This is a genomic window from Klebsiella sp. CN_Kp113 (assembly GCF_040064585.1).
Classification (GTDB): Bacteria; Pseudomonadota; Gammaproteobacteria; order Enterobacterales; family Enterobacteriaceae; genus Klebsiella; species Klebsiella michiganensis.
Map to the genome: position 1 here is coordinate 1 of NZ_JBEAID010000042.1, position 25688 is coordinate 25688.

A 25688-nucleotide genomic window follows, 5' to 3' on the forward strand; every position below is an offset into this window, starting at 1 on the left:
CAGAAAACCCCTGCCAGCGATGGCGGGGGTTTTTGCTTCATACGGCAGGTTGAAATACAGGACAGATGAATGACTGTTCACGACGCTATACCCCAAAAGAAAGCGGCTTAACGGTCAGCTTCAACTTTTCAGAAAACCCCTGCCAGCGATGGCGGGGGTTTTTGCTTCATACGGCAGGTTGAAATACAGGACAGATGAATGACTGTTCACGACGCTATACCCCAAAAGAAAGCGGCTTAACGGTCAGCTTCAACTTTTCAGAAAACCCCTGCCAGCGATGGCGGGGGTTTTTGCTTCATACGGCAGGTTGAAACACAGGACAGATGAATGCCTGTCCACGACGCTATACCCCAAAAGAAAGCGGCTTAACGGTCAGCTTCAACTACTTCTAAAGCAATACGTTGGCATGTCTCAGACCTTTAAAGGTGAAAATGCGACGCAAACTGTGATACAGACGAGGCATACCAACGGCTGTTCCATCCCTAATACCCTCAAGTGCGACAACCGCTATTGCCTTTATTTCAGACTCCCGTCAGGCGTTTTTTTCGTGTGTCTCTGGGCTGCGATTCAGCGAGTAGAGCAAGATTTATATCTTCCCACTCTTTATGATCATTTCTTTTATAAAAGCGTCCAGGATGGAGCCAGCCCAACTTTTGGACATAGTGCAGAAAATGAAGAAATTAGAACAAAAAGACATTGATGATTATTTACCGCCTTTATCATCTCAGCGGCCTGGGTGTTAAACGTAGACGAGGTCGATGATTTCACGAAGGAGTGTCTGACAGTCACTCCTTCCTTCGGTATATCCGGCAACGTAACCCGGAACAGACAAACACGGCGAACGGGCAGGCACAGCAAAAGCTTTGATACTTCACAAAGCGAATGAAAAAACAGGAGGTATTCATTATATGAATTTTTTTAAAACATAGTTTCACTTTAAGGGGGAAACAACTTTCTGCTTGTGGTTGTTATTTGTACAATGAGTGTTGGACAAGATAAATTCACAGTAAGTAGAGGGATTTATGAAGCAATACACCAACGAACTCACGCCATCAGTACTCGCATCATTCAATCATCCATTCAGCGCAGAGCAACTGGCAAACGCAGACGAAGAGCAACGCCAGATTTTCAAATCCCATATTGAAGAAATGAAAGATCGTTCTTTAATGGCAATTTGGCGTTTTGCTACGACTGGAGCGCTCACCCGAAACGGTGGAAAGATTGAGAAAGCCAGCGCCAACGACACTTTTATTCTTGAGGATGGGAGCGAGGTTACTCGGGCAATGGTTGGGGATGACGTTGTTTATCCTGACGGAACACGCGCGAAAATCATCAACGGATCGGGGTCAGTCAATACCAACGGCAACGGCGTTTCTTATGCTCTCGTAGGAAGCCAGCTTGATAACGGTGATGTGATTGTTAGCACCCCACAAGATTATGCCCTCCTCTGCCAGTTAGACAACAGCCCAGCAATGCCAGCCGATTTTCTCGCTCCATCGGCGCTCTAAAAAAAAGGAGTCCAGAAAATGGCTACAGGCTTTTGGGTTGTGAAAGGCGATAAAACAACATGCGGGGGATCGGTACTGACCGGACACCCGAAAGGGAAGCAGATTGGCCCGAATCTAAACAGACAGGCAACAGTGGGCTGCCAGGTATCCTGCGGTAAACACCCAGGTATTTACAGCGTGGCAGGTGGATATCCTGGAGAGTATATTCATGGTCAGTTAGCCGCCAGTACGCTCTACAGCCGCTCTACCTGTCCGTGTAAGTCATTTTTCATCGCCACCCATACTTTTATGCGACACGGCCCTTATCAGGCTCCAGTGCGGGCAACATCCACACCAGCGGCAGCGAAAGCCACACCTGATTCAGTACAAGAACCAGATCAGCATGCCCAAGTAGCGAAGAAGCAAAACAGTTTTGCTGACACCTGCAAGCCAGAAGATAACCAACTTCTGAACGGCGTTTACATCTGGACTGAAACCACCGACGCAGGACATGCTTATGTTTCTGTACACGAGAATAATTCGATCTATGTTTACACATACGGGCGCTTTGGTCGGAAAGGCCCGGCCACATTAACAGGTGATGGGATTCTTAACTTCCTGACTGGCGATGATGCACGCCTTTACTATCGTGAAGAACTGTACAAATACCAAGCGAGAGTTTTTCAGATCGACGATGTTACTACGGAGGAAACCCGCAGAATTTTTGAATCTCTATGGAACTCCGGTAAAACACCCGTTTTCACGGAGGCGATGGGAGACCGTACTAAGCGGCGCGGAAAGGTGATAGACGTTTACGATTTAACCGGCAGCAACTGCACAACTCACACGGTACAAGTGATCAGAGAAGCAGGGACTAAAATCTTTGACACCAGTTACACATCGACAACAACGCAGCTTCGTATCGACAATGAAGAAGATTTCACTATCCCTGTATCTTTACAGCGTTACCTGACGGAAAAGAGCGGCGATCTGTCTTCAATGAACGTTATGGAAGTCACCAGCTCATTCAGAGAACAGTATCCGAACATCGAACAATTCAAGCCTAACTCTGAAAGCCTCACAGGACGAGTGGAGGAAGGGCTTACTAACAGTGCGTCAACGGTTGGATCATCTTCGGGCTATTCTGGTGGCACGATTGGCGGCGTTTTAGGTGGTTCGTATGACATTGACGAATAGAGCAAAGGCTATCCTTCGATGGGGAGGCATTGCTTTAGTATTCGCAATTTACTCTATCGCCTTGATGATACCTGTGCTTGATTTTGGACTAACCCGGAAATACAACGGCCCCCCTTCAACAGGTCAGATGGAAGCCCGTTTATGTGAAGCGATCATAGATGACTTAGCGCGTTCAGTGGATAGCCTCTTAATCACTGCATTTGTCGGTAGCGCCATTTGTCTTGTTTTAGTCTTGCTTATCTTCAAGAAAGTGAGATGACCGTCAAAGGCTGGAGAGATCCAGCCTTTCCCCTTTTCCCTGTTTTTAGACAATACAAGCCTAATACGCGTTGGTGGTAAGACAACGCACTGGAGTGCCCCCGAGCCAGTGTCATTGTCTCACTTCTGAACAGAAAGAGATTTAAGGAGATCTGCCAGCTATACAAAGAGAAGTTCGGCAGCCTTCCCGATGCCGTATTATTGTTCGAGAACGTTAACTCACTTTACTTCAAGGGCGCATACGGCATAAAAACGCAGTTTATATTTATGCCGCTATTGTGGAATAAAAGCTCAATACTGACCAAAAATGATGATAAAGATTTCATCCGGGGATTACCGAAACGGATTATCAGGCCATTTTATGTAGAGGCACTTCTTGGTCTGGTTAGTATAGTATTTTTTGTAATTGCAGGGATTTTGATGCTGGCGATAAAACACGGTTGGGTGTGAAAGACACGTACCTGGCGGGCTTTACCCTGCCATACAAAGTGAGATACGGTCTGCGACACAATCCCCAGCGCCGCAGATACCTGACGTATGGTTGAACGAAGCCGGCTGAGCGGTCCGTTTCAACTTATTAGACAACCCCTGCCAGCAATAGCGGGGCTTTTGCTTTGGGTTGTAGCAACGGCGCGGGTGTAGTCGATCAGGAAAGGCGTCAGCCGCCACCTGACAAGAAAGCGGCACAATGGGGGAAACAGATTTGCCATCAACCGCATTATGACTCATACGGTTATGCGTCCTTCTTGCTTAATTAATATATTTAAAATAAATGACTTCAATTGTAGTATTCATGTTTGTTATGTATTTCCTGATTTAACTACATTTATGCGAACTATTTTTTACATTTCGTCATCGGCTTATGAAAAATAATAGCCAGCCACATCGGTGATAATTAATCAGGATAAAACAAAAAATGAAATTAATGACTCGCATTGCAGTGACAACCGTCCTCGCTACGGGCTTCTCAATGGCGGCACAGGCTGCGGATGTTAACGCTGCGCCAGTCCCGGCGCAGGATCCGATTGTCCAACACTTAAAACTGACCCAGGATCAGGTAACGAAAATTAAAAGCCTGCACCAGCAGCTGGAAAAAAACGTTCAGCAGATCTCCCAGAAAGATATTAAAGACGGCGTATTATTTGATGTGATTGATTCCGGAAAATGGAATGAAAAAGCGGTCAAAGATCAGCTGGCGGCGTTTAGTAAAGTCGAACAGCAGGTCCGCTATTATCGCGTGAAGTACTATTTTGATGTGAATCAGGTCCTGACGCCAGAACAGCGTAAGCAGGTCCAAAAAGATTTAGCTCAGGCGCTGAGTGAGTAAATCTATCGGCCCCGGCCGGGGCCGATATTGACGTCAGGCGACGCTTTCTTCTTCCTGGAGCCGTATCTCCGCTTCTGCGACGATCGCCTCCAGTTCGCTCAACATCTCTTCATAACCAAAGCTAACCGTTGTTATGGTTTCTGGCTGCGGCTGCGATGCTGCCAGCACCGCTTTTTTTGTTTTCTTCTTGCCCACTGACACACTCCCTTACTGCCGTTGTTACACAGGTAAATCTATCAGCAAAGCGCGCAGCGGCGTATCGGCAACGAGGGTAATGTTAGCTTCGTCACGAATAAACGCGCCATCACCGCAGGTCAAAGCCTGTTTCTCTTCTTCCTGCACTCGCGCATGTACCGTGCCGTGAATCGACTGCAGGTAGGCGCGCGGGCCGTGGAGCTGCACGTTAAGCTGCTCGCCTTTCGCCAGATTGATATGGTGGATCCATACCTGCTGGCGCAGCTGGAGACTGTTCTGGCTGCCGTCCGGCGAAGCCAGCAGCTGCTGCGCTCCCTCGGCGATAGCGATTTTTTGCACCAGCGGGTTTTCATGCTGCGGGCAGGCGTCCAGCCACAGCTGGATTCGCGTCAGCGAGCTCTCTTTGCTCAGGTTGTGCTCGCTGTAGCTCACGCCGGGCTGGGTGGATATCAGCAGCGCTTCGCCAGCTTTAGCCTGGATATGGTTGCCATCGCTGTCGCGGTATTCCGCTTCACCTTCCAGTATCAGGTTCAGAATGTCGACTTTCGGATAGGTACGCGGCTGGAACGACGCGCCGGGCGCCAGGACTTCCTGGTTGAGCACGCGCAGCGACGCGTAACCTAGCAATTTCGGGTCGAAGTAGTGGCCAAAGGAAAAGGTGTAGCGGGCCTGCAGCCAGCCGAAGTCGGCTTGACCGCACTGTTTGGCTGTTCGGGTTGTAATCATCTTCTTGACCTCTCTTTACACTAAATCAATGGTAAAGGTATGGACGCTGTATTGTTAGCCAGATATTCTGCCCGGTATGTTCAAATTTCCTGAATGAGAGAACGATGGCTAAAGAGAGAGCATTAACGCTGGAAGCGTTACGCGTTATGGATGCGATTGACCGGCGCGGAAGCTTTGCGGCGGCGGCTGATGAGCTTGGTCGGGTGCCTTCAGCGCTCAGCTATACCATGCAAAAGCTGGAAGAAGAGCTGGATGTCGTTCTGTTTGACCGTTCAGGTCATCGAACAAAATTCACCAACGTAGGCCGAATGCTGCTCGAGCGCGGGCGCGTTCTGCTGGAAGCGGCGGATAAGCTGACAACCGATGCCGAAGCGCTATCGCGCGGCTGGGAAACGCACCTGACCATCGTCACCGAGGCGCTGGTACCCACCACCGACCTGTTTCCGCTAATTGAAAAGCTCGCGACCAAATCGAACACCCAGCTGTCGATTATTACCGAAGTGCTGGCCGGGGCATGGGAGCGCCTTGAGCAGGGGCGGGCGGATATTGTCGTTGCGCCGGATATGCATTTTCGTTCCTCCTCGGAAATTAACTCCCGTAAGCTCTATTCGGTTATGAGCGTCTACGTTGCCGCCCCCGACCATCCCATTCACCTCGAGCCTGAGCCGCTTTCTGAAGTCACGCGCGTGAAGTATCGCGGCGTGGCGGTGGCGGACACCGCCCGCGAACGTCCGGTGCTGACGGTGCAGCTGCTTGATAAACAGCCGCGATTAACCGTGAGCTCGATCGAAGATAAACGCCAGGCGCTGCTGGCAGGGTTGGGCGTCGCCACGATGCCCTATCCGCTGGTTGAGCGGGATATTGCCGAAGGGCGCCTGCGGGTGGTCAGCCCGGAGTACAGCAACGAGATCGACATTATTATGGCCTGGCGCCGGGACAGCATGGGTGAGGCAAAATCATGGTGTCTGCGGGAAATCCCGAAGCTATTTATGGCAAGATAAAACAAAATGCGCCCCTTTTTGACGAGGGGCGCATGGTCAGTAAGAGGTCGGTTTCGGGTCCGGCCCGAAGCGGTTATTGCCTGGAGTGCCGTTCTGGCAATTGAAGACCAGGATCACCAGCCAGCCGATCACGGGGATCAGCAGTAATAACAGCCACCATGCCGAGCGGTCGGTGTCGTGCAATCGACGAAACTGCACCGCCCACCACGGTAAGAATATCAGCACGCCATAGATGGTCGTCAGAATGCCTTCCCCTCCGGCGCGCTGCCATCCGAGCATTTTATCAATAATGCTGAGTACGCCGGTCAGGATGATGTTGACCAGAATAAACATCCAGTACTCTTTGCGCCGGGCGCGGCCGCCAAATCCAATGTAGTTTTTTAATACTTTAAGATACCAGTCCATTTTTACGCCTCGATTAACCGTCAATCACTTGTTTTTAAAGCGATCGAAATAAGAATAGACGTGAATGAAATGCTGGTAAATATTTGTTTTGTGAATTATTGGGCGCGGTAAATGGCGCCCAACGGATTAGCGGAAGCGAAGATCGCGGCCGTGCGGTTCGTTAAGATCCTGCTGCGGGCCGACGGAGATAATCCCGGTTGGGTTGATCGTCTTATGGCTACGGTAGTAATGGTTGCGAATATGGGCAAAATCCACCGTTTCCGCGATGCCCGGCATCTGGTAGATATCGCGCAGGAAGCCATAAAGATTGAGATAATCGCTGATGCGGCGTTTGTCGCATTTAAAGTGGGTCACATACACCGGGTCGAAACGAACCAGGGTGGTCCACAGACGAATATCGGCCTCCGTCAGCTGGTTACCGGTCAGGAAGCGGTGTTGGCCAAGGATTTGTTCCAGACGCTCCAGAGACGTAAATACCGCATCGACCGCTTCGTCATAGGCCTGCTGGCTGGTGGCGAATCCGGCTTTATAGACCCCGTTGTTGACGTTGTCATAGATCCAGCCGTTCAGCTCATCAATTTGCGCGCGCAGCTCAGGCGGGTAGTAATCTCCAGCGCGGGCACCCAGTCCGTCAAACGCGGTATTCAACATGCGGATGATTTCCGCCGACTCATTGCTGACGATGGTTTGCTGCTTTTTGTCCCACAATACCGGCACCGTGACGCGCCCGCTATAGTGGGGATCGGCATGCAGATAAAGCTGATAAAGAAATTCGTGCTGGTAGAGGGTATCGCCCGTCGCTGCCGGGAAGCTATCGTCGAAAGTCCAGCCGTTCTCGAACATCAGGGGGTTGACCACGGAGACGGAGATAAACGGCTCCAGTCCTTTCAGGCTGCGCAGGATCAGGGTGCGATGCGCCCATGGGCAGGCCAGAGAAACGTACAGATGGTAACGGTCTTTTTCCGCAGCGAACCCGGCTTCGCCGCTTGGGCCCGGCGCGCCGTCGGCGGTTAGCCAGTTGCGAAAGGCGGACACAGAACGCTTAAATCGCCCTCCGGTGGATTTGGTGTCATACCAGGTATCGTGCCAGACGCCGTCAACTAATTGTCCCATTATTTCCTCCTTCAGATAGCAAAAGCGAGGAGAAGTCCCCTCGCTTTTTTATTTACTAGTATAGTGCGCTTACCACTTTTTATTCAGGACGCGGTCAATACTAAAGGCGCCTGGACCGGTGATAGCCAGCAGCAGGAAGCCGCCTGCGATGCTCAGGTTTTTCATGAACATCAGCGAGTTCACGCCCTCAGCAAAGTTGCTGTGGAACAGAAACGCGGTCAGCACGGTGAAGCCTGCGGTGAACAGCGCGGTGGTGCGGGTCAGGAAACCGAACAGAATCGCCAGACCGCCGCCGAATTCAAGCAGGATAACCAGCGGCAGCATAAACCCAGGGACGCCCATGGCTTCCATATATTGTTGAGTACCCGCATAACCGGTGATTTTTCCCCAACCTGCGGTGATAAACAGAATGGGCATCAGAATGCGCGCTACCAGTACACCAACATCTTCTAATTTTTTCATTTCTTACTCCAGAAAACCCAAAGGGCGGCGATTTTGTTTTTTGGTGCAATCCTGCGTAGTTACGCGGGCTTGCTGTCGATGGAGAGGATATTAGCGAGGATGAGATGTGATTGTTAGCAAGGAAAACTGTAGATCTTTTTCAAAGTTTCTGAGTAATTATTGATAAAGGACATGAATGTAAGAGGGGATGTAACGGGTCGTACAGGCGGTGCTGCGCAAAATGATGGCAGACGCTGAAAGGCGAAAGCGTTCTGCTGGTGAGCAAGAAGAGGGGCAAACCTGACGGGGACAGTGGGGCGAGAGGGATGCCGGGCGGCGGCTGGCGCCGGACCCGGTCATTAGCCTTAGCGCGAGGTGGACTGACGCAGCAGATTGCGTGCCATCCGCCAGGTGCTCCAGATACCGAGGCTGCGCTTTGCCCAGCGCATCAAAAAGCGCGGATGGCGAACGGACCATATTGCCACGATGCCGCTGCCGACCATTGCCCATGAACGCAGATTGAGGAAGGTGTTCCAGCCGCGATCAATGGGCGCGGTCGCTTCAATCCAGCGGCGGTGGCTGGCGCTAAGGTCCAGCCGCTGCTGTTGGATCAGGCGCAGCAAAAGCGCTTTTTGTCGTTCGCGTTCCTGCCGTTCGCGGCTCATGGCTTATCGTCCTCCAGCAATGCGCGGTCATTAGCCAGCTCCTGACGCGTGAAGCGCAGGAACGTTGAACGTCGGGCTTTGCGTAAGGTCCAGATACCACCAATGAGCGCTGCCAGCAGCAGGATAGCGGTGGTGGCGATCATCACGTTGAGCCGATACTGCGCATCGACGGCCCAGATGATGAGCACCAGCATGCTCATCAGCCCGAACGCGGCAAACAGCAGCGTCAGCCCGAGCATCAGGAACAGCTGGAAGAGATTGGCTTTCTCCTCTTCCAGCTCCACGACGACCAGGCGCAGGCGCGTTTCCACCATCTCGACCAGCAAAGTGACTATTCGCTGTCCGATGCCGAAAACGCTTTGCCCGGGCCCTTGCGTGCTTTTAGAGTTCGCCATAATTAACGACGCGTCAGCAGGACACCCAGTACCAGCCCGACGGCAGCACCAATTCCCACGCCGGTCCAGGGGTTTTCACGGACGTATTCATCTGCACGCGCAGCGGTTTCTCGCGTTTGCTTCAGGAGAGCATCGCTGGTTTCACCCAGGCGAACACGGCTTTCCTTCAGCGCGCTTTCGGCTTTACTGCGCAGCTTACCAATCTCTTCTTTCGACTTATCCGTGGAGGAGTTCAGCACTTCTTCCAGGGTATCAGCCAGCGTCTTCAGTTCCGCACGCAGGTCTTCTGCAACGTTATCTTTAGCCATGTTTATCTCCTGTTAAAGTGGTCCATATTGGTCTTGCTTAATCGATTAGTACTCGCGAGACTGCAGCTCTTTCAGTTCCTGCTGCGCTTCATCAAGTTTACGTTGACGCTTGCTGATTTTGTCAGCATCGCCTTTCTGTTCGGCTTCGCGCAGGTCGTTCCGACGTTCGGTAATTTCTTCCTGCTGTTTGGCGATTTTTTTCTGGTGATCGGCTTTGAGCTGGCTGTCGCTGCAGTGTGCTTTTACTTCGCTCAGCGCCTTTTTCAGACCGTCAATACGGTGCTGATTATGATGCTTTTCTGCGTAGCTGATCTCCCGCTGGATATCCTGCTCTTTTTCCTGGCAAGGGGAGATGGCAAAGGCGCTGGCGCTCAGTGATGACAGAACCAGGATCAAAGCGATGCGGTGTTTCATGGATACGACCTTCCATTGTGTGGGGGAATATCTCAGGATATCCCCTATCCAGTTGAGTAACGTGAGTCTGGTGACGCCCGCAAACTTAATGATAGTAAGTAAACCGGGAAATCACCAAACAGGGTGAATATATTCGGAATTTTCGTGGATTACCCGAATCTGTGCGGCGTATCGCGCAGGCGCGAAATCCAGGCGGTAGGCGAATCATCGTCTTCCACTAAAGCGATAATATAACCATGCGGTAGAGCGCGGCCCAAAACTTCTTTTGCCGCAGCGCCCTGAGCGCTGGAGTCAAACTTGATAAGCAAACCGTCATTCTGCGGCGTAATGCTTTTAAAACGGATACCGTTAGCGTCGAGATGGTGCCAGACGGAAAAACCGTCCGGCATGCTGATACCCTGACTAACGGGACGAATAGCCAGCGTGGATTCCTGCTGTTGCACGGTGAGCCAGAGCCAGAACAGGCCGCACAGGAGTAGCGAACCGCCCAGCACCCAGCTTATCTGACGCAGAGAGGAGCGTGTCATCTCCATTGTTAGCCCCGGCTTCTGTATTTTTTCTTCCACAGGACAATCAGCGAACCTATCAGGCCAAACACCAGCAGCGCGACGGGCAGCAGCATCAGGCAGGACATCAGCTGATCTTCATACTTCAGGAATACCGGCGTTTTCCCCAGCAGGTATCCCAGCGAGGTCAGGATCAGAACCCACAGCAGCCCGCTCATCCAGTTAAAAAACTGGAAGCGTGCGCTGCTCAGGCCTGATAGCCCGGCGATGGTCGGCAGCAGCGTACGAACGAAAGCGATAAAGCGGCCAATCAGCAGTGCGGAAAGCCCGTGCTTATGGAACAGGTGATGCGCGCGCTGATGATAGTGCGAAGGGAGGTGCGATAGCCAGTTTTGTACGATTCGCGTATTGCCAAGCCATCGGCCCTGAATATAGCTCAGCCAGCAGCCGAGACTTGCCGCCGCGGTGAGCAGCAGCAGCGTTTCCGGAAAGCCCATCGCGCCTTTGGCTATCAGGACGCCGACCAGCACAAGCAGGCTATCGCCGGGCAAAAAGGCGGCGGGCAGCAAACCGTTCTCAAGGAACAAAATCATAAATAAGACAAAGTACAGCATGCCAATCATGGAGGGATTAGCGAGAGTTTCGTAATCCTGAGCCCACAAGGCGTTCAATAATTGGGTTAATAGTTCCATTCACGATTCCTGGTACATCGGTTAACGGCACGTCTGAACGCGGTATATGCACGGCGACATAGCTTTTTATTAGATTATGGTCGCTACTGCGCTCTGAACGGTTCCCTGTTTAAAAGTGAAGTAAGCCAAAGCTAACTCTCAGAACGACAAAATGCATCTAATTGTAACAAACCCGCTGACTTTACGTCATAGAAATTGCAGTTTGTTGCATTCTGATTTTGCTGATTGCGAAGGAGGGTGGCGAGTGTATTTACACAGGCTGACACTATATATGCTTTGCTTACCCTGAGGCTTTACGGGCAGCGGAGGAATCGCTGCCCTGCAGAAGGAGAACGTCTATTTTACGCCGTTGGCGGCCGTATCGAGATGAACCACGGGATTATCGGCAAACAGGTAGCGATCGGCATTGAATTCAAAGTCGTCGCTGGTTTCGTTGAACAACATCAGCTTGGTATTTTCCAGATGCTGCCACATCGCCAGCTTAGCCGCATGTGGATCTTTGCGAATCAGCGCTTTAAGAATTTGGTCATGATCGTCGCACCAGTTATCGACGGTACGTGAGTCGATATGGTCGTGCAGTTTTTTCCAGTACGGGTTATGCACGCGCTGGGTCCACATTTTTTCGACGATAGCGGCTAACGCCGTATTTTGCGTCGCCAGCGCGACCTGGACATGGAACTGAAGATCCCATTCGGAATCGCGGAAGCACTTCTCTTTACGCGCTTTTTCCTGGATTTCCATCAGCTTCATGATGTCCTGCTTGGTCACCTGAGTCGCCGCGAATTCGGCAATATTGCTTTCTATCAGCTGACGGGCCTGCAACAGCTCAAAAGGACCATAATTGGCAAATTCCAGCGATTCGTCGGCAATTTGCTGATGTTTTGGATGATTAGAGATGACGTGGATGCCGGAGCCTTTGCGGACCTCAACGTAGCCTTCAACTTCCAGCATAATGATGGCTTCGCGAACCACGGTACGACTTACGCTTTTTTCATCAGCGATAAACCGCTCTGCGGGTAGCTTATCGCCCACAAGGTAGACACCTTGTTCAATGCGCGTTTTAAGCTCAGCAGCAAGCTGCTGATACAGACGACGCGATTCAGTGATTTCCATATTCGCTCCCGGGAGATGGCGACAATATTGGATTTGTTATACCACTTTTACGCGCTTCTCACCATAAGAAGAGACGAAAAAGCCGCCTTAATCAAGGCGGCTTTCGGAGGGGATAACTCGCGTGCCTCTAGCTTTGCGTGGCGGGTTTACTCGTTTCCAGCGGTGTCGTGTCGTCATCCGCCGATTTATTTTTCAGCACGGTCCAGATAACCACGGCGCCCAGCACATCGAAAACCGCCAGCACGGCGAACAGCGGGCTAAAGCCGATAGTGTCCGCCAGCGCGCCAACCACCAGGGCAAACATCGTGCTCGCCAGCCAGGCGGCCATACCGGTCATGCCGTTCGCCGTCGCTACTTCGTTACGCCCAAACACGTCGGAAGAGAGGGTAATTAACGCACCGGACAGCGCCTGGTGAGCAAAGCCGCCGACGCACAGCAGGGCGATAGCGACAAATGGGCTGGTGAACAGACCGATCATCCCAGGGCCAATCATCAGCACCGCGCCCAGGGTGACGACCATTTTGCGCGAAACGATGAGGTTTACGCCAAACCAGCGCTGGAACAGCGGCGGCAGATAGCCCCCAACGATACAGCCAAGATCGGCAAACAGCATCGGCATCCACGCAAACATCGCGATCTCTTTCAGGTTAAAGCCGTAGACTTTAAACATGAACAGCGGGATCCAGGCGTTGAAGGTCCCCCACGCCGGCTCGGCAAGGAAACGCGGCAGGGCGATACCCCAGAACTGACGGTTGCGCAGAATCTGCCACGGCGACATTTTCTTGCCGTTGTTGGTCTGATGCTGAGATTCCTGGCCGCCGATAATGTAGTCGCGTTCTTCTTCAGTTAATTTTTTCTGATCGCGCGGGTGTTTGTAGAAAATCAGCCACGCCATCGCCCAGGCAAAGCTCAGAACGCCGGAGATAATAAACGCCATCTGCCAGCTGTGCATCACGATGGCCCAAACCACCAGCGGTGGGGCAATCATGGCGCCGATCGAGGAGCCGACGTTGAAGTAGCCAACGGCGATAGAGCGCTCTTTTGCCGGGAACCATTCGGAGCTGGCTTTCAGGCCCGCAGGGATCATTGCCGCTTCGGCGGCACCCACCGCGCCGCGCGCCAGCGCCAGACCGCCCCAGCTTCCCGCCAGCGCCGTAGAGCCGCAGAACACTGCCCATGCGATAGCAAAGAAGGCATAGCCGATTTTAGTGCCTAAAACATCCAGCACGTAGCCGGCAACGGGTTGCATAACGGTATAGGCAGCGGAATAGGCCGCGATGATATAGGAATACTGTTGGGTGGAGATGTGTAACTCTTCCATCAGAGTCGGCGCAGCTGCCGCCACAGTGTTACGCGTCAGGTACCCCAGCACGGTACCTAACGTCACCAGTGCGATCATGTACCAACGTAACCCTTTAATTTTACGCATGTAAACCTCATCGTTTGTTATATATCCGCAGCGGGTGCGGCTATCTTCCAGCCCTGTAACTGAGGCGAAGAAGGTGAAACGGAGGGTTCAGGAGAGGAAACCTCGTATGGCCCGAACCTTGCCATTAACTGTTGTGTCTAATTCGGTGTCCATACCGGTAAATCCGACGTGATAGTTCGTCGGTAATGCATTCCGTCGGTTTATATGTTTCGACGGCAGCAAGATAACTTGTCATACAACTTCAAAAGTTGAGTGACGTCACAAAAGTGGGAAAGTTTGTGTGGGCATTCGTTCATGCGAAAAAGGCCAGAGCTGGCGCGCTCTGGCGGGGCGTTTACTCCTTTGATGGTACTTTTTTTGTCATCGTTTATTGATCTAACTCACGAAAAATACTTCGGCCTGTGGAAATTGGTGTGATAACTTTGTCAGCATTATAGTCAATCATCTGATGGGCTCCCCAGGGGGCGAAGAGGACACGAAAATGACACCGTTTATGACCGAAGATTTTCTGCTTGATACCGAGTTTTCCCGCCGCCTGTACCACGATTACGCGAAAGACCAGCCGATTTTTGACTATCACTGCCACCTGCCGCCGCAGCAGATCGCGGAGAATTATCGTTTCAAAAATCTGTATGACATCTGGCTGAAAGGCGATCACTATAAATGGCGCGCGATGCGTACTAACGGCGTAGCCGAGCGTTTGTGCACCGGCGATGCTTCCGATCGCGAGAAATTTGACGCCTGGGCGGCCACCGTACCGCATACCATCGGTAACCCGTTATACCACTGGACGCATCTTGAGCTGCGCCGTCCTTTTGGTATTACAGGTAAGGTTCTCTCTCCGGCGACGGCGGATGAAATCTGGAATCAGTGCAACGATCTGCTGGCGCAGGATAGCTTTTCCGCTCGCGGCATCATGCAGCAGATGAACGTGAAAATGGTCGGCACCACCGACGATCCGGTCGATTCGCTGGAGCATCACGCCTCCGTCGCTAAAGACAGTTCATTCTCCGTGAAAGTACTGCCGAGCTGGCGCCCGGACAAAGCCTTCAACATCGAACAGGCCACCTTCAACGACTACATGGCGAAGCTGGGTGAAGTGTCTGACACCGACATTCGCCGCTTTGCCGACCTCCAGTCCGCGCTGACCAAACGTCTGGATCACTTCGCCGCTCACGGTTGTAAAGTGTCTGACCACGCGCTCGACGTGGTGCTGTTCGCCGAAGCCAACGAAAGCGAACTGGATAGCATCCTGGCGCGTCGTCTGGCGGGTGAAGCCCTCAGCGAGCATGAAGTCGCGCAGTTCAAAACGGCGGTTCTGGTCTTCCTCGGCGCGGAATACGCCCGTCGCGGCTGGGTGCAGCAGTACCACATCGGCGCGCTGCGCAACAACAACCTGCGCCAGTTCAAACTGTTAGGGCCGGATGTAGGGTTTGACTCCATTAACGACCGCCCGATGGCGGAAGAGCTGTCCAAACTGCTCAGCAAACAGAACGAAGAAAACCTGCTGCCGAAAACGATCCTCTACTGCCTGAACCCGCGCGACAACGAAGTGCTGGGTACCATGATCGGCAACTTCCAGGGCGAAGGCATGCCGGGCAAGATGCAGTTCGGTTCCGGCTGGTGGTTCAACGATCAGAAAGACGGTATGGAACGTCAGATGACCCAGCTGGCGCAGCTTGGCCTGCTGAGCCGCTTTGTCGGGATGCTGACCGATAGCCGCAGCTTCCTCTCCTACACCCGTCATGAATACTTCCGCCGCATCCTGTGCCAGATGATTGGCCGCTGGGTTGAAGCGGGAGAAGCGCCGGCGGATATTCAGCTGCTGGGCGAGATGGTGAAAAACATTTGCTTTAACAATGCGCGTGACTACTTCGCCATTGAACTGAACTAAGACCAGAGGTCGGTTGATATGCAATACATTAAAATCCATTCGCACGATAACGTCGCGGTAGCGTTGGCGGATATGGCGGCAGGCACGGTAGTCACCATTGACGGCGATACGGTCACGTTGGCGCAGGATATTGCGCGCGGGCATAAGTTTACGCTGCGCGGCATTGCGAAGGGAGACAACGTCATTAAGTATGGTCTGCCGATAGGGCATGCGCTGGCGGATATTGCGCCGGGGGAACATATACACTCCCATAATACGCGTACTAACTTAAGCGATCTCGACGCGTACAGCTATCAACCGGATCTGATCGAACCCGCCGCGCAGCCGGCGGATCGCGACATCCAGATTTATCGTCGCGCCAACGGCGAAGTCGGGGTGCGCAACGAGCTGTGGATCCTGCCGACCGTCGGCTGCGTCAACGCCATGGCGCGCCAGATGCAGAACCGTTTTCTGAAGGAAACCAACGACGCGGAAGGTATCGACGGCGTTCATCTCTTCAGCCATACCTACGGCTGCTCACAGCTCGGTGACGATCACATCAACACCCGTACCATGCTGCAAAATATGGTGCGCCACCCGAACGCCGGGGCGGTACTGGTGGTCGGCCTGGGCTGCGAAAACAATCAGGTTGATGCCTTCCGCGAAACGCTGGGCGAGTTCGACCCTGACCGCGTCCACTTTATGATCTGCCAGCACCAGGATGACGAAGTGGAAGCCGGGCTGGAGCATCTGCGCCAGCTGTATGAGGTGATGCGCCACGACAAGCGCGAGCCGGGTAAGCTGAGCGAACTGAAGTTTGGTCTTGAGTGCGGCGGCTCTGACGGCTTGTCCGGCATCACCGCAAACCCGATGCTGGGCCGCTTCTCGGATTATCTGATTGCCAACGGCGGCACCACCGTGCTGACCGAAGTGCCGGAAATGTTCGGTGCCGAGCAGCTGCTGATGAGCCACTGTCGCGATGAAGAGACGTTTGGCAAGCTGGTGACGATGGTTAATGATTTCAAACAGTACTTTATCGCTCATGACCAGCCGATTTATGAGAATCCATCGCCGGGCAACAAAGCGGGCGGTATCACGACGCTGGAGGATAAGTCGCTGGGCTGCACGCAGAAAGCGGGCTCCAGCCAGGTGGTCGACGTCCTGCGCTATGGCGAGCGGCTAAAAGTGCACGGCCTGAACCTGCTGAGCGCCCCGGGCAACGATGCGGTTGCGACCAGCGCCCTGGCCGGCGCGGGCTGCCATATGGTGCTCTTCAGCACCGGTCGCGGCACGCCGTACGGCGGTTTTGTGCCAACGGTGAAAATTGCCACCAACAGCGAACTGGCGGCGAAGAAAAAACACTGGATCGACTTCGATGCCGGTCAGCTGATTCACGGTAAAGCGATGCCGCAGCTGCTGGAGGAGTTTGTCGATACCATTGTGGCCTTTGCGAACGGTAAGCAGACCTGCAATGAGCGTAATGATTTCCGTGAGCTGGCGATATTCAAAAGCGGCGTCACCCTTTAATTACTCGTTATCTTTCACGCCACAGCTGCGGCGTGAAACCTTGTTGAGTAATAAAGGGAGTCGTTTCAAAAGCGGCGTTTCAGAGTATGATGCGCCGTTTTGTCTTATACCCTAAATAATTCGAGTTGCAGGACAAAGCACTTGTGCTTTGAACAGCGCTGGCGCTGGCCCCGAAGGGGCGAGACCGCAGGCCGAGTAACGCGGCAAGTGAGCGAATCCCCGGGAGCTTACTGAAGTAAGTGACCGGGGTGAACGAACGCAGCTAACGCACATGCAACTTGAAGTATGACGGGTATATAAGGACTTTTCATGACCGCATACTGGCTTGCCCAGGGCGTCGGCGTTATCGCCTTTCTGATCGGTATTACGACCTTTTTCAACCGCGATGAGCGTCGCTTTAAGCTACAGCTGGCCGTCTATAGCGCCACTATTGGCGTGCATTTCTTTTTGATGGGCGCCTGGCCGGCGGGAATGAGCGCCGAGCTGAATACCGTCCGCACCCTGATCTCCATGCGCACCCGCAGGCTGTGGGTGATGGCCCTGTTTATCGTGCTCACCCTGGTGCTGGGGCTGGCGAAGCTGCAGCACGCCATGGAGCTGCTGCCGATTATTGGCACCCTGGCCAGTACCTGGGCGCTCTTTCGCTGCTCGGGTCTAACCGTCCGCTGCGTCATGTGGTGTTCGACCGCCTGCTGGGTGATCCACAACTTTTGGCTGGGCTCGCTCGGCGGCACCCTGATTGAAGGCAGCTTCCTGTTGATGAACGGTCTGAATATCATCCGATTCCGGCGGATGCAAAAGCGCGGTATCGATCCGTTTAAAGCGGAAAAGGCGGGGCAGAAAGAGAACCCCTCCGCGCGTTAGCGGAGGGGAGAGGTGAGATTAACTGCGCAGGGCGTTTTTCGCCAGCTGTTCGTCTTCAGCGATACAGGCGGCGGCGGTGAACAGCGCATCGGTCGAGGAGTTCAGCGCGGTTTCGCAGGAGTCCTGCAGAACGCCGATGATGAAGCCCACGGCGACCACCTGCATGGCGATATCGTTCGGGATACCAAACATATTACAGGCCAGCGGGATCAGCAGCAGCGACCCGCCCGCCACGCCGGAAGCGCCGCAGGCGCACAGCGAGGCGACCACGCTCAGCAGCAGCGCGGTCGGCAGATCGACCGGAACATTCAGCGTGTGTACGGCCGCCAGGGTCAGAACCGTGATGGTAATCGCCGCGCCGGCCATGTTAATGGTCGCGCCCAGCGGAATAGAGACCGAATAGGTATCGCGATCCAGATTCAGCTTTTCGCACAGCGCCATATTCACCGGAATGTTGGCGGCGGAGCTGCGGGTAAAGAAGGCGTATACGCCGCTTTCGCGCAGGCAGGTCATCACTAGCGGATACGGGTTGCGGCGGATTTTCCAGAACACCAGCAGCGGGTTAATCACCAGCGCCACCAGCAGCATACAGCCAACCAGCACCAGCAGCAGCTGGGCATAGCCCCACAGGGTTTCAAAACCGGTCGTCGCCAGCGTGGAAGCGACCAGGCCGAAGATACCCAGCGGCGCAAAGCGAATCACCACCTTAACGATAAAGGTAACCGCGTGGGACATGTCGTTAATCAGATTTTTGGTGGTTTCATTGCCGTGGCGCAGCGCGAATCCTAAACCGACGGCCCATACCAGAATCCCGATATAGTTGGCGTTCAGCAGCGCGTCAATGGGGTTAGAAACCATGCTCATCAGCAGCCCGCGCAGGACTTCGACGATACCCGACGGTGGGGTGATGCTCTCTGCCGCCGCGTTCAGGTGCAGCGTTGACGGAAAGAGGAAGCTGAACAGCACCGCGGTTAACGCGGCGGCAAAAGTCCCCAGCAGATAGAGGAACAGAATCGGGCGGATGCTGGTTTTCTGCCCCTGCTGATGGTTGGCGATAGAGGCCATGACCAGCATCAGTACCAGCACCGGCGCCACCGCTTTCAGCGCGCCGACGAACAGCGTACCCAGCAGTCCAACCGCCACGGCGGCCGGTTTTGAGACCGTCGCCAGCAGCACGCCGAGTACCAGACCAATTAAAATTTGTTTGACCAGACTGCCCTGAGCCAGTCGCCGTAGCAGGGTCGATCGGGGTGATGGGGTTGCCATAATTCATTCCTTCCAGTGATGTCGCTGTCCGTCCCGGCTACGTATTATTTGTAACGTTTATGTCCGGATGTAAATAGATGTTTGCCTGGTTGAGTATACGGAAAGAACGCTTCTGGGGAAGGGTAAAATGCTGTTTATTGCGCTGAGATCTTATTTTTTAACTATGTATTAACTATTTTGTGACATGAGTAAGAATAATGCGCGGCAAACGTTGCCGACCGGGTGAAACGGGTCTTCACCCGGCCGTTTACGTCTTACTGCAGCTGTTTTTTCCGATCGTTCTGCTTATTGACCCAGGCGTTGATAAGCAGCGTCAACGCCAGAATACCGCCGACCACGCCCAGCGAAATGCCGATGGGAATATGGTAAAAATCGACAATCAGCATCTTGATGCCGATAAACACCAGAATCACCGACAGGCCGTACTTCAGCATGGAGAAACGCTCCGCGACGCCCGCCAGCAGGAAATACATCGCGCGCAGGCCGAGAATCGCGAACAGGTTTGAGGTCAGCACGATAAACGGATCGGTGGTCACGGCGAAGATGGCCGGAATGCTGTCGACGGCAAAGATAACGTCGCTCAGCTCGACCAGAATCAGCACCAGCAGCAGCGGCGTGGCGTAGATAACGCCGTTTTTGCGGGTAAAGAAGCGTTCACCTTCGATTTTATCCGTCATGCGCAGATGATTGCGGATCCAGCGCACCAGCGGTTTATCGCCGATCCCGGAATCGTCCTCTTTCGCCAGCGCCATCTTCACGCCGGTAAACAGCAGGAATGCGCCGAAGACGTAGAGCAGCCATTCAAACTGAGAAATCAGCCAGCTGCCGGCGAAGATCATGATCGTACGCAGCACGATCGCGCCCAGTACGCCGTAAACCAGTACTCTACGCTGTAGCGCAGGAGGAACGGCAAAGTAGCTGAACAGCATCAGCCAGACGAAGACGTTATCCACGGCCAGCGCTTTCTCGATCAGGTAGCCGGTGAGGAACGCCAGCGCTTGCGGGTCGGCCACGGCGCGACCTTCGGTCTGCACCAGATACCACCAGAAAGCGGCGTTAAACAGCAGCGAGAGGGTAACCCAGAGAATGGACCAGCCAGCGGCCTGCTTCATGGTCATGCTATGCGCACCACGCCGTCCCTGCAGCAGCAGATCGATAGCCAGCATGATGACCACGACCACTGCGAATCCGCCCCATAACAACGGTGTGCCGACAGTATTCATTACTATTTTCCTTACATAAAAACAAAACGGCTGACGTCGGAAGACGGCAGCCGCTGCGCTTTTATGCATAGACCTCGCCTTCCGGCAAGGTCTCACTTACAACAAGAATCTGTTGCCCGGCGACCGGATGCGGTTTTTCACGCATCGTAATGACGATCGGCCGGCAAGGAAGTTACTCCCCTTTGCGCGTAACAAAGTATTACAGGTTATAAATGGCGTCAATGGAGGCCGACGGACCATTTACACAGCTTTACGCCACCGGTTGACTATCCGCCGGGAAGACCACGCCGGTCTGGCGACGAATTTCGCTCAGCAGCTTCGCCGTGATGCGGCTCACTTCCAGACCCGGATGAACCACCTCGTTGGCTTCGACCAGACGAGCGAACTCCTCCGCTTCATACAGCATCGTATTGATATGCTGCGGCTGGGTGAGATCCTGAGGCTTGCCGCCGCGCGGCACGAAGCACACTTTCTGGCATTCGGAGATTTTTTCGATCACCAGCGCGCCGGCTTCGCCCTGAATTTCGCTGGGGATGGCGGAATCGCTGACCTTCGAGTGGTGCAGGGTGACATCAAAATCCCCGTAGCTAAGAACGACTGTGCCCTGGCCATCGACGCCGCTCTCCAGCAGGCTGGCGGTTGCGTGCACCGCGCGAGGCTCGCCCCACAGCGCCACCGCGGAGGCCAGACAGTAAAAGCCGATGTCCATGATCGAACCGTTAGAGAAGGCCGGATTGAAGGTGTTGGGATTTTCGCCGTCGAGATAGCGCTGATAGCGGGAAGAGTACTGGCAGTAGTTAATAAAGGCTTTGCGCAGCTTGCCGATCTTGTCGAACGACTGTTTAAGCAGCAGGAAGTTTGGCAGGCTGGCGGTTTTGAACGCTTCGAAGAGCACCACGTTATTTTCCCGCGCCGTTTTGATCGCGGCTTCGACTTCCTGCAGGTTCGAGGCCAGCGGTTTTTCGCAAATCACGTGCTTTTTATGGCGCAGGAACAGGCGGGTTTGCGGGAAGTGCAGCGAGTTTGGGCTGGCGATATAGACCGCGTCAACGTCAGGGCTTTGCGCTAAATCTTCCAGCGAAGTGAACAGATGTTCGACGGGATAGTCGCTGGCGAAGGCCTGGGCTTGCTCAAGGCTGCGGGAGTAGATGGCGGTGAGTTTATATTTGCCGGTTTCATGGGCGGCATCGACAAACTGCTTGGTTATCCAGTTTGTGCCAACAACTGCGAAACGTATCATAAACGTTGACGAACTCCGTAAAAGGGACCTTTCGTCACTGTAGCACGCCATCATGACAAAACCAGTGCGCTATGGCGCAGAAGCTTGAAGAGTGGTGTGTTGTCTGATGTACGCATAAAGCGTACAATTAATGTGTACAATTCAAGCCGGGAGAGATTTATGCGCTCATACAGTACATCTGAAGCCAGACAGAATATTGCGGCCGTCATGGACGCCGCTGCCAGCGGAGAACCGATTGAAATTACACGGCGTGATGGAACGTCTAATGTTTTGATCAGTAAGGCGGAATATGAAACGTTTATGAATGCCAAACTTGATGCGGAGTTTGATTTTATTATGCAGCGACACGGCCGCACAGTTAAGGCGTTGACCGATCGATGAAATGGGTGAGCGCAAGCGAAGTCATTGCCTTTCATGATCGCATTTTACAACATCTCCCCGGCGTTAAAGGTATGTCCGATCCTGGTCGGGCGGAAGCCATAATTTATCGTGTACAGAACCGCTTTCACTATGAAGGGGTGAACGACATTTTTGAACTGGCTGCAACCTATTGGGTCGCTATCGCGCGTGGGCACATTTTTAATGATGGTAATAAGAGGACTGCTTTTTTTATCACCATGACGTTCCTGGCCCGCAATGGGTATCTTATCGCTGATGAAGATACCCGGTTGGAAGAACTCACTGTGCTGGCTGCGACAGGCGAAGCTACGGTAGTGGTTCTTGCTGATGCGTTACGGCAATTGGCGCTCTAACGAAAGCTGGGTCAGCCACAGGCGGGTATCAAACTCCAGCTGATGGTACTGCGGCTCCATATGGCAGCACAGCTGATAGAACGCTTTGTTGTGCTCTTTTTCCTTCAGGTGCGCCAGCTCGTGCACCACGATCATCCGCAGAAAATCCACCGGCGCATCGCGAAAGACGGTGGCGACGCGAATTTCGGCTTTCGCCTTCAGCTTGCCGCCCTGAACGCGGGAGATGGCGGTATGCAGGCCGAGCGCGTTGTTGAGCACGTGGATCTTGTTGTCGTACATCACCTTATTGATCGGCGCCGCGCCGCGCAGATAGCGGGACTTCAGATCCTGGGTATACTGGTACAGCGCTTTATCGTTGTTGATATCGTGACCCTGCGGATAGCGCTTTTTCAGCACCTCGCCGAGACGGTTCTGTTCGATTAACGCGGTGACCTGCGCAAGCAGGGATTCAGGGTAGCCCTGGAGATAGGTTAAAGTGCTCATGCAGCCTGTTTGGGTCATTCAGCGACAACTGCCGGGGATTCTAGCACCCCGCGCGGGCAGGATGCCAGAAAGGCGGCGTTACTCGATTATCGCGTCTTCTACCGCCCGGTAGCTAAAGAAGTCAAACAGCGCCTCTTTACGATGCAGCATGCTATCCACGCAGGCCATGCCGACAAACGCGCCGGTAAACTCGCCGTAGCGGCTGTATTCATCGGAAAAATGCGAGGTGTCGTAGACCGCGCCGATGTTTTGGTATTTTTCGCCATCCGCGGACCACGAGCATTGTATCTCCCGGCCGTTAATCGCCATCGCCAGATAGACTTCTCCCTCCGCAAGGCGGATTTTCTGCGGGTCGTCGTGACGCTCGCCGTTATCCATATAAATGATGGCCAGCTGCGCTGCGCCGGAGGCTTCATCCCAGGTTTTATGCAAAAACATATAGTTCATGTTGTCGTAATAGAGCGTCAGGCCGGCGCTGTGCTGATAAATCTCCGGGCTGAACTCCATCTTCGTGACGATGGTGGCGTATACCGAGGTGAGCTTTTTCGCCAGCAGGCTGACTTTATTGAGCGAGCTCAGCGACTCCTGGCCGCGTAAGGCAAGGTAGCCTGCTTTACGTTCAAGGCTGGTAAAGCGCTGAAGGCGGATCCGCGGCGCATAGAAGGCGTTATCCAGCGTCTGCCCATCAAAATCATCCCTGTCTGGTTTAGCCGGAAACGGCTGAGAAGGCAGATTAGACTCTTCCACCTGGTGCTGAGCGAGGTTCCCCCCGGCCGCCATGCGCAGCCAGCCATCGTCGCTCCATACCATCTTTTGTATCGCCGTCTCGCGGCCCAGCGGGCAGCGCAGCGCCTGGCGGAAGGGCCTGCTGCAAAGATGGGTTAACCAGACTTCGCCCGTCGGGGTCTCGACGTAGCTGCCGTGCCCGGCTTTTTGCAGATAAGTTTGCGGATTGAAGTAGTGTGGTTTGAGATGGTCTGCGTCGTGGCGCGCGTTATAGTTCTCCGGCCAGGAGGTGACGATGGGGTTTTGCGGATCGCCTTCATAGGGGCCGGCGACCTGCGTTGCGCGCGCCATAGTGACCGCATGGCCGTAGCCGGTGCCGCCTTCGGCGACCATCAGGTAGTAATAGTCGCCGCGGCGCGTCAAATGCGGTGCTTCAATACAGCCGCGATCGGTACCTCCGCGCCAGATCCGCTGCGGATAGCCGACAACGCTTCGCGTTTGCGGCGAATACTCCACCAGGCAAATGGCGCCCGGTTTTTCGTAACCTTCGCGGGTTTCCCACTCCAGGGATACGATCCATTTTTTTCCGTCGGTGTCGTGCAAAATGGAGGCATCGAACCCGGCAGAGTGGAGATAAACCGGCTCACTCCACGGGCCGGTGATTTCACTGGCGGTAATAAGATAGTTATCTACATCGAAATAACGTGAATTCATGGAATTCATCACGCCATAAATAACGTAGAACAGCTTTTCCTCTTCACACCAGGTCAGGCTCGGTGCCCAAATGCCTTTGGCGGAGGGCAGCTTTTTTAAATCCGGATTATTATCATCGGTAAGAACGTGGGTAAGTAATTGCCAATGTTTTAAATCCCTCGAATGATAAACCGGCAGACCGGGAAACCATTCAAAGGAAGAGACCGCCACATAATAATCATCGCCGCGCCGACAGATACTGGGGTCAGGATTAAAACCTTTAAAAACAGGATTCTGAATCATCGTATTTACCCTTAATGCGCAAAATATAGCGATGATTGTAAATAGGCGATGGCGACGGGGATATATAGACTCTGGCTATTTATATAATAAACGTCTACTTCTCCGGTGATGCGGCTCACAAAAACGCGTTATTTCTCCGCCTGACGCCCTACGGCATCGGTGCTTCTGACTTTGTGACGGAAGGCCAGCGGGGTGTCGTTCATCATCTCTTTAAACTTGAGGCAGAAGTAGGCACTGTCGGTGAAGCCGGCGCTTTGCGAGATATCGCTAATCTTCAGGTCGGTGTTGGTCAGTAGATTGATAGCGATATTCAGTTTGCGCAGCAGCATAAATTTTTTGAAGCTGATGCCGAAGGCGGATTTAAAGGTGCGGGAAAACCAGGATTTCGACCACCGGCAGCGGCGGGCGGCTTCTTCGGTTGTCATCTCAAAATTTTCATTTTCATCAATAGATTGCAGAAGTTCGATCAGCTCGCTCAGATAGCGATGGTTGGTGCGTTCGGTAATGGGGACGGAATCTTTCAGGCTATTAAAGGCGTGCAGCAGTACGCTCTGCATCAGGGAGCGAAACAGCGAATCGGTAAAGTCGCTGAACTCGCCGCACCAGCTCAGCAGCAGCTCCAGGCGCTCGGCTTCCTCGCCGGAAAGGTAAGCGACCGCGCCGCAGTGGGCGGCGGGGAGCGACAGGTCGTATCCCTCGAGCCACTCTTTTTCGAATTGCATAAGATAACGCTTGTGGCTGGCGGCGGCTGGGAGCGTCATTTCATGGATCAGTAAGGCGGGGACAAAAATCAGAGTATTGTTTTTTATCGTAAATTTCTCATCACCAATCGAATAGCTGCCCTCCGACTCTCGGAACCACATCAGTTCGTCCATCATATGAAAATGCGGGACTACGTTTATGCCATTGAAATCGTTTATGTTATCTAGCCGCAGGGTAAATAGCTCGCCGGCGCCCACGGGGATCTTTTCGAAAACGGGAGATTCATCACTCATCGGGTACACTCTTCTTATATTTAACAGGATGATTTATACATAATCGGTAAGCCCTAAGCAATAACGTACAG

Annotated in this window: 28 protein-coding genes and 1 pseudogene; 10 read left to right on the forward strand and 19 right to left on the reverse strand. The window is 53.5% G+C overall.

The features are described from left to right. Positions 1–705: 705 nt before the first annotated feature. The 4 genes and pseudogenes from ABLV30_RS24615 to ABLV30_RS24630 all read left to right on the forward strand — a co-directional run. Positions 706–823, forward strand: a pseudogene (locus ABLV30_RS24615) (IS3 family transposase); the annotation flags it as partial. Between the two features lie 199 nt (positions 824–1022). Next, entirely contained in the window at positions 1023–1508 is a 486-nt protein-coding gene (locus ABLV30_RS24620; RefSeq protein WP_265801059.1) for a PAAR domain-containing protein, read from the forward strand. An 18-nt stretch (positions 1509–1526) separates the two neighbouring features. Further along, positions 1527–2684, forward strand: coding sequence for a PAAR domain-containing protein (locus tag ABLV30_RS24625; RefSeq protein ID WP_048260506.1), 1158 nt, complete (start codon positions 1527–1529; stop codon positions 2682–2684). Positions 2685–3858: 1174 nt separating this feature from the next. After that, on the forward strand, positions 3859–4269 hold the full coding sequence (locus ABLV30_RS24630) for a Spy/CpxP family protein refolding chaperone (RefSeq protein WP_032751388.1): 411 nt from the start codon (positions 3859–3861) through the stop codon (positions 4267–4269). Between the two features lie 33 nt (positions 4270–4302). Here the strand turns inward: ABLV30_RS24630 and ABLV30_RS24635 are convergent, their stop codons facing one another. Both ABLV30_RS24635 and ABLV30_RS24640 read right to left on the reverse strand, forming a co-directional pair. Then, positions 4303–4464, reverse strand: coding sequence for a hypothetical protein (locus ABLV30_RS24635; RefSeq protein ID WP_162934508.1), 162 nt, complete (start codon positions 4462–4464; stop codon positions 4303–4305). Positions 4465–4488: 24 nt separating this feature from the next. Further along, positions 4489–5190 carry a pirin family protein gene (locus ABLV30_RS24640; protein WP_014226945.1) on the reverse strand — a complete coding sequence of 234 codons (702 nt, stop codon included), beginning with the start codon at positions 5188–5190 and terminating at the stop codon, positions 4489–4491. Between the two features lie 104 nt (positions 5191–5294). Between ABLV30_RS24640 and ABLV30_RS24645 the strand changes: the two genes are divergently transcribed. After that, positions 5295–6191: a LysR family transcriptional regulator gene (locus ABLV30_RS24645; RefSeq protein WP_014226944.1), complete on the forward strand. Its 897-nt coding sequence runs from the start codon at positions 5295–5297 to the stop codon at positions 6189–6191. Positions 6192–6227: 36 nt separating this feature from the next. Here ABLV30_RS24645 and ABLV30_RS24650 read toward each other — a convergent pair whose 3' ends face one another. From ABLV30_RS24650 to ABLV30_RS24700, 11 genes are all read right to left on the reverse strand, one after another. After that, positions 6228–6596, reverse strand: coding sequence for a DUF805 domain-containing protein (locus tag ABLV30_RS24650; RefSeq protein ID WP_004105984.1), 369 nt, complete (start codon positions 6594–6596; stop codon positions 6228–6230). A 126-nt stretch (positions 6597–6722) separates the two neighbouring features. Next, positions 6723–7709 (reverse strand): glutathione S-transferase family protein, encoded by a 987-nt coding sequence (locus tag ABLV30_RS24655; RefSeq protein WP_046878305.1) that lies wholly within the window; start codon positions 7707–7709, stop codon positions 6723–6725. Positions 7710–7778: 69 nt separating this feature from the next. Next, a complete protein-coding gene (locus tag ABLV30_RS24660; RefSeq protein ID WP_004125512.1) occupies positions 7779–8171 on the reverse strand; it encodes a DoxX family protein in 393 nt (130 codons plus the stop codon). Positions 8172–8515: 344 nt separating this feature from the next. Then, complete coding sequence (locus tag ABLV30_RS24665) at positions 8516–8815, reverse strand: YqjK-like family protein (RefSeq protein WP_265801060.1); 300 nt, start codon at positions 8813–8815, stop codon at positions 8516–8518. Beyond that, a complete protein-coding gene (locus ABLV30_RS24670; protein WP_004854455.1) occupies positions 8812–9210 on the reverse strand; it encodes a phage holin family protein in 399 nt (132 codons plus the stop codon). The genes ABLV30_RS24665 and ABLV30_RS24670 overlap by 4 nt, the downstream gene beginning before the upstream one ends. A 2-nt stretch (positions 9211–9212) precedes the next feature. Further along, positions 9213–9518: a YqjD family protein gene (locus tag ABLV30_RS24675; protein WP_004854453.1), complete on the reverse strand. Its 306-nt coding sequence runs from the start codon at positions 9516–9518 to the stop codon at positions 9213–9215. A gap of 45 nt (positions 9519–9563) precedes the next feature. Beyond that, entirely contained in the window at positions 9564–9932 is a 369-nt protein-coding gene (locus tag ABLV30_RS24680; RefSeq protein ID WP_014226939.1) for a DUF1090 domain-containing protein, read from the reverse strand. Between the two features lie 149 nt (positions 9933–10081). Further along, positions 10082–10459, reverse strand: coding sequence for an EnvZ/OmpR regulon moderator MzrA (mzrA, locus tag ABLV30_RS24685; protein WP_161506366.1), 378 nt, complete (start codon positions 10457–10459; stop codon positions 10082–10084). An 8-nt stretch (positions 10460–10467) separates the two neighbouring features. Beyond that, on the reverse strand, positions 10468–11130 hold the full coding sequence (gene yqjA / locus ABLV30_RS24690; protein ID WP_004125499.1) for a DedA family general envelope maintenance protein YqjA: 663 nt from the start codon (positions 11128–11130) through the stop codon (positions 10468–10470). 336 nt (positions 11131–11466) lie between these two features. Continuing rightward, positions 11467–12243: a transcriptional regulator ExuR gene (exuR, locus tag ABLV30_RS24695; protein ID WP_004854448.1), complete on the reverse strand. Its 777-nt coding sequence runs from the start codon at positions 12241–12243 to the stop codon at positions 11467–11469. A gap of 127 nt (positions 12244–12370) precedes the next feature. Beyond that, positions 12371–13672 carry an MFS transporter gene (locus ABLV30_RS24700; RefSeq protein WP_004854445.1) on the reverse strand — a complete coding sequence of 434 codons (1302 nt, stop codon included), beginning with the start codon at positions 13670–13672 and terminating at the stop codon, positions 12371–12373. 481 nt (positions 13673–14153) lie between these two features. Between ABLV30_RS24700 and uxaC the strand changes: the two genes are divergently transcribed. From uxaC to ABLV30_RS24715, 3 genes are all read left to right on the forward strand, one after another. Next, entirely contained in the window at positions 14154–15566 is a 1413-nt protein-coding gene (uxaC, locus tag ABLV30_RS24705) for a glucuronate isomerase (protein ID WP_014226936.1), read from the forward strand. A gap of 18 nt (positions 15567–15584) precedes the next feature. Next, the gene (locus ABLV30_RS24710; RefSeq protein WP_014226935.1) at positions 15585–17072 is read left to right on the forward strand and encodes an altronate dehydratase family protein; all 1488 of its coding nucleotides are present in this window, start codon (positions 15585–15587) and stop codon (positions 17070–17072) included. A gap of 309 nt (positions 17073–17381) precedes the next feature. Beyond that, on the forward strand, positions 17382–17936 hold the full coding sequence (locus ABLV30_RS24715; RefSeq protein ID WP_148849725.1) for a YgjV family protein: 555 nt from the start codon (positions 17382–17384) through the stop codon (positions 17934–17936). 18 nt (positions 17937–17954) lie between these two features. On the opposite strand, the gene sstT is transcribed toward ABLV30_RS24715, so the two are convergent. The 3 genes from sstT to ABLV30_RS24730 all read right to left on the reverse strand — a co-directional run bounded on the left by sstT (position 17955) and on the right by ABLV30_RS24730 (position 21665). Beyond that, positions 17955–19202, reverse strand: a complete 1248-nt coding sequence (gene sstT / locus ABLV30_RS24720; protein WP_004105963.1) for a serine/threonine transporter SstT — start codon at positions 19200–19202, stop codon at positions 17955–17957. A gap of 254 nt (positions 19203–19456) precedes the next feature. Continuing rightward, positions 19457–20425 carry a TerC family protein gene (locus ABLV30_RS24725; protein ID WP_048260487.1) on the reverse strand — a complete coding sequence of 323 codons (969 nt, stop codon included), beginning with the start codon at positions 20423–20425 and terminating at the stop codon, positions 19457–19459. A gap of 250 nt (positions 20426–20675) precedes the next feature. Continuing rightward, entirely contained in the window at positions 20676–21665 is a 990-nt protein-coding gene (locus tag ABLV30_RS24730; RefSeq protein WP_016808035.1) for a Gfo/Idh/MocA family oxidoreductase, read from the reverse strand. Between the two features lie 159 nt (positions 21666–21824). On the opposite strand from ABLV30_RS24730, the gene ABLV30_RS24735 reads away from it, so the two are divergent. Continuing rightward, on the forward strand, positions 21825–22046 hold the full coding sequence (locus ABLV30_RS24735) for a type II toxin-antitoxin system prevent-host-death family antitoxin (RefSeq protein WP_004105957.1): 222 nt from the start codon (positions 21825–21827) through the stop codon (positions 22044–22046). After that, the gene (locus ABLV30_RS24740) at positions 22043–22417 is read left to right on the forward strand and encodes a type II toxin-antitoxin system death-on-curing family toxin (RefSeq protein ID WP_004105955.1); all 375 of its coding nucleotides are present in this window, start codon (positions 22043–22045) and stop codon (positions 22415–22417) included. The genes ABLV30_RS24735 and ABLV30_RS24740 overlap by 4 nt, the downstream gene beginning before the upstream one ends. Here the strand turns inward: ABLV30_RS24740 and ABLV30_RS24745 are convergent. The 3 genes from ABLV30_RS24745 to ABLV30_RS24755 all read right to left on the reverse strand — a co-directional run bounded on the left by ABLV30_RS24745 (position 22397) and on the right by ABLV30_RS24755 (position 25617). Next, complete coding sequence (locus tag ABLV30_RS24745; RefSeq protein ID WP_025108311.1) at positions 22397–22900, reverse strand: M48 family metallopeptidase; 504 nt, start codon at positions 22898–22900, stop codon at positions 22397–22399. The two genes, ABLV30_RS24740 and ABLV30_RS24745, sit on opposite strands and share 21 nt — an antisense overlap. A gap of 78 nt (positions 22901–22978) precedes the next feature. Then, entirely contained in the window at positions 22979–24622 is a 1644-nt protein-coding gene (locus ABLV30_RS24750) for a glycoside hydrolase family 43 protein (RefSeq protein ID WP_257198266.1), read from the reverse strand. A gap of 128 nt (positions 24623–24750) precedes the next feature. Further along, positions 24751–25617 (reverse strand): AraC family transcriptional regulator, encoded by an 867-nt coding sequence (locus ABLV30_RS24755; RefSeq protein WP_109212935.1) that lies wholly within the window; start codon positions 25615–25617, stop codon positions 24751–24753. Between the last annotated feature and the right edge of the window lie 71 nt (positions 25618–25688).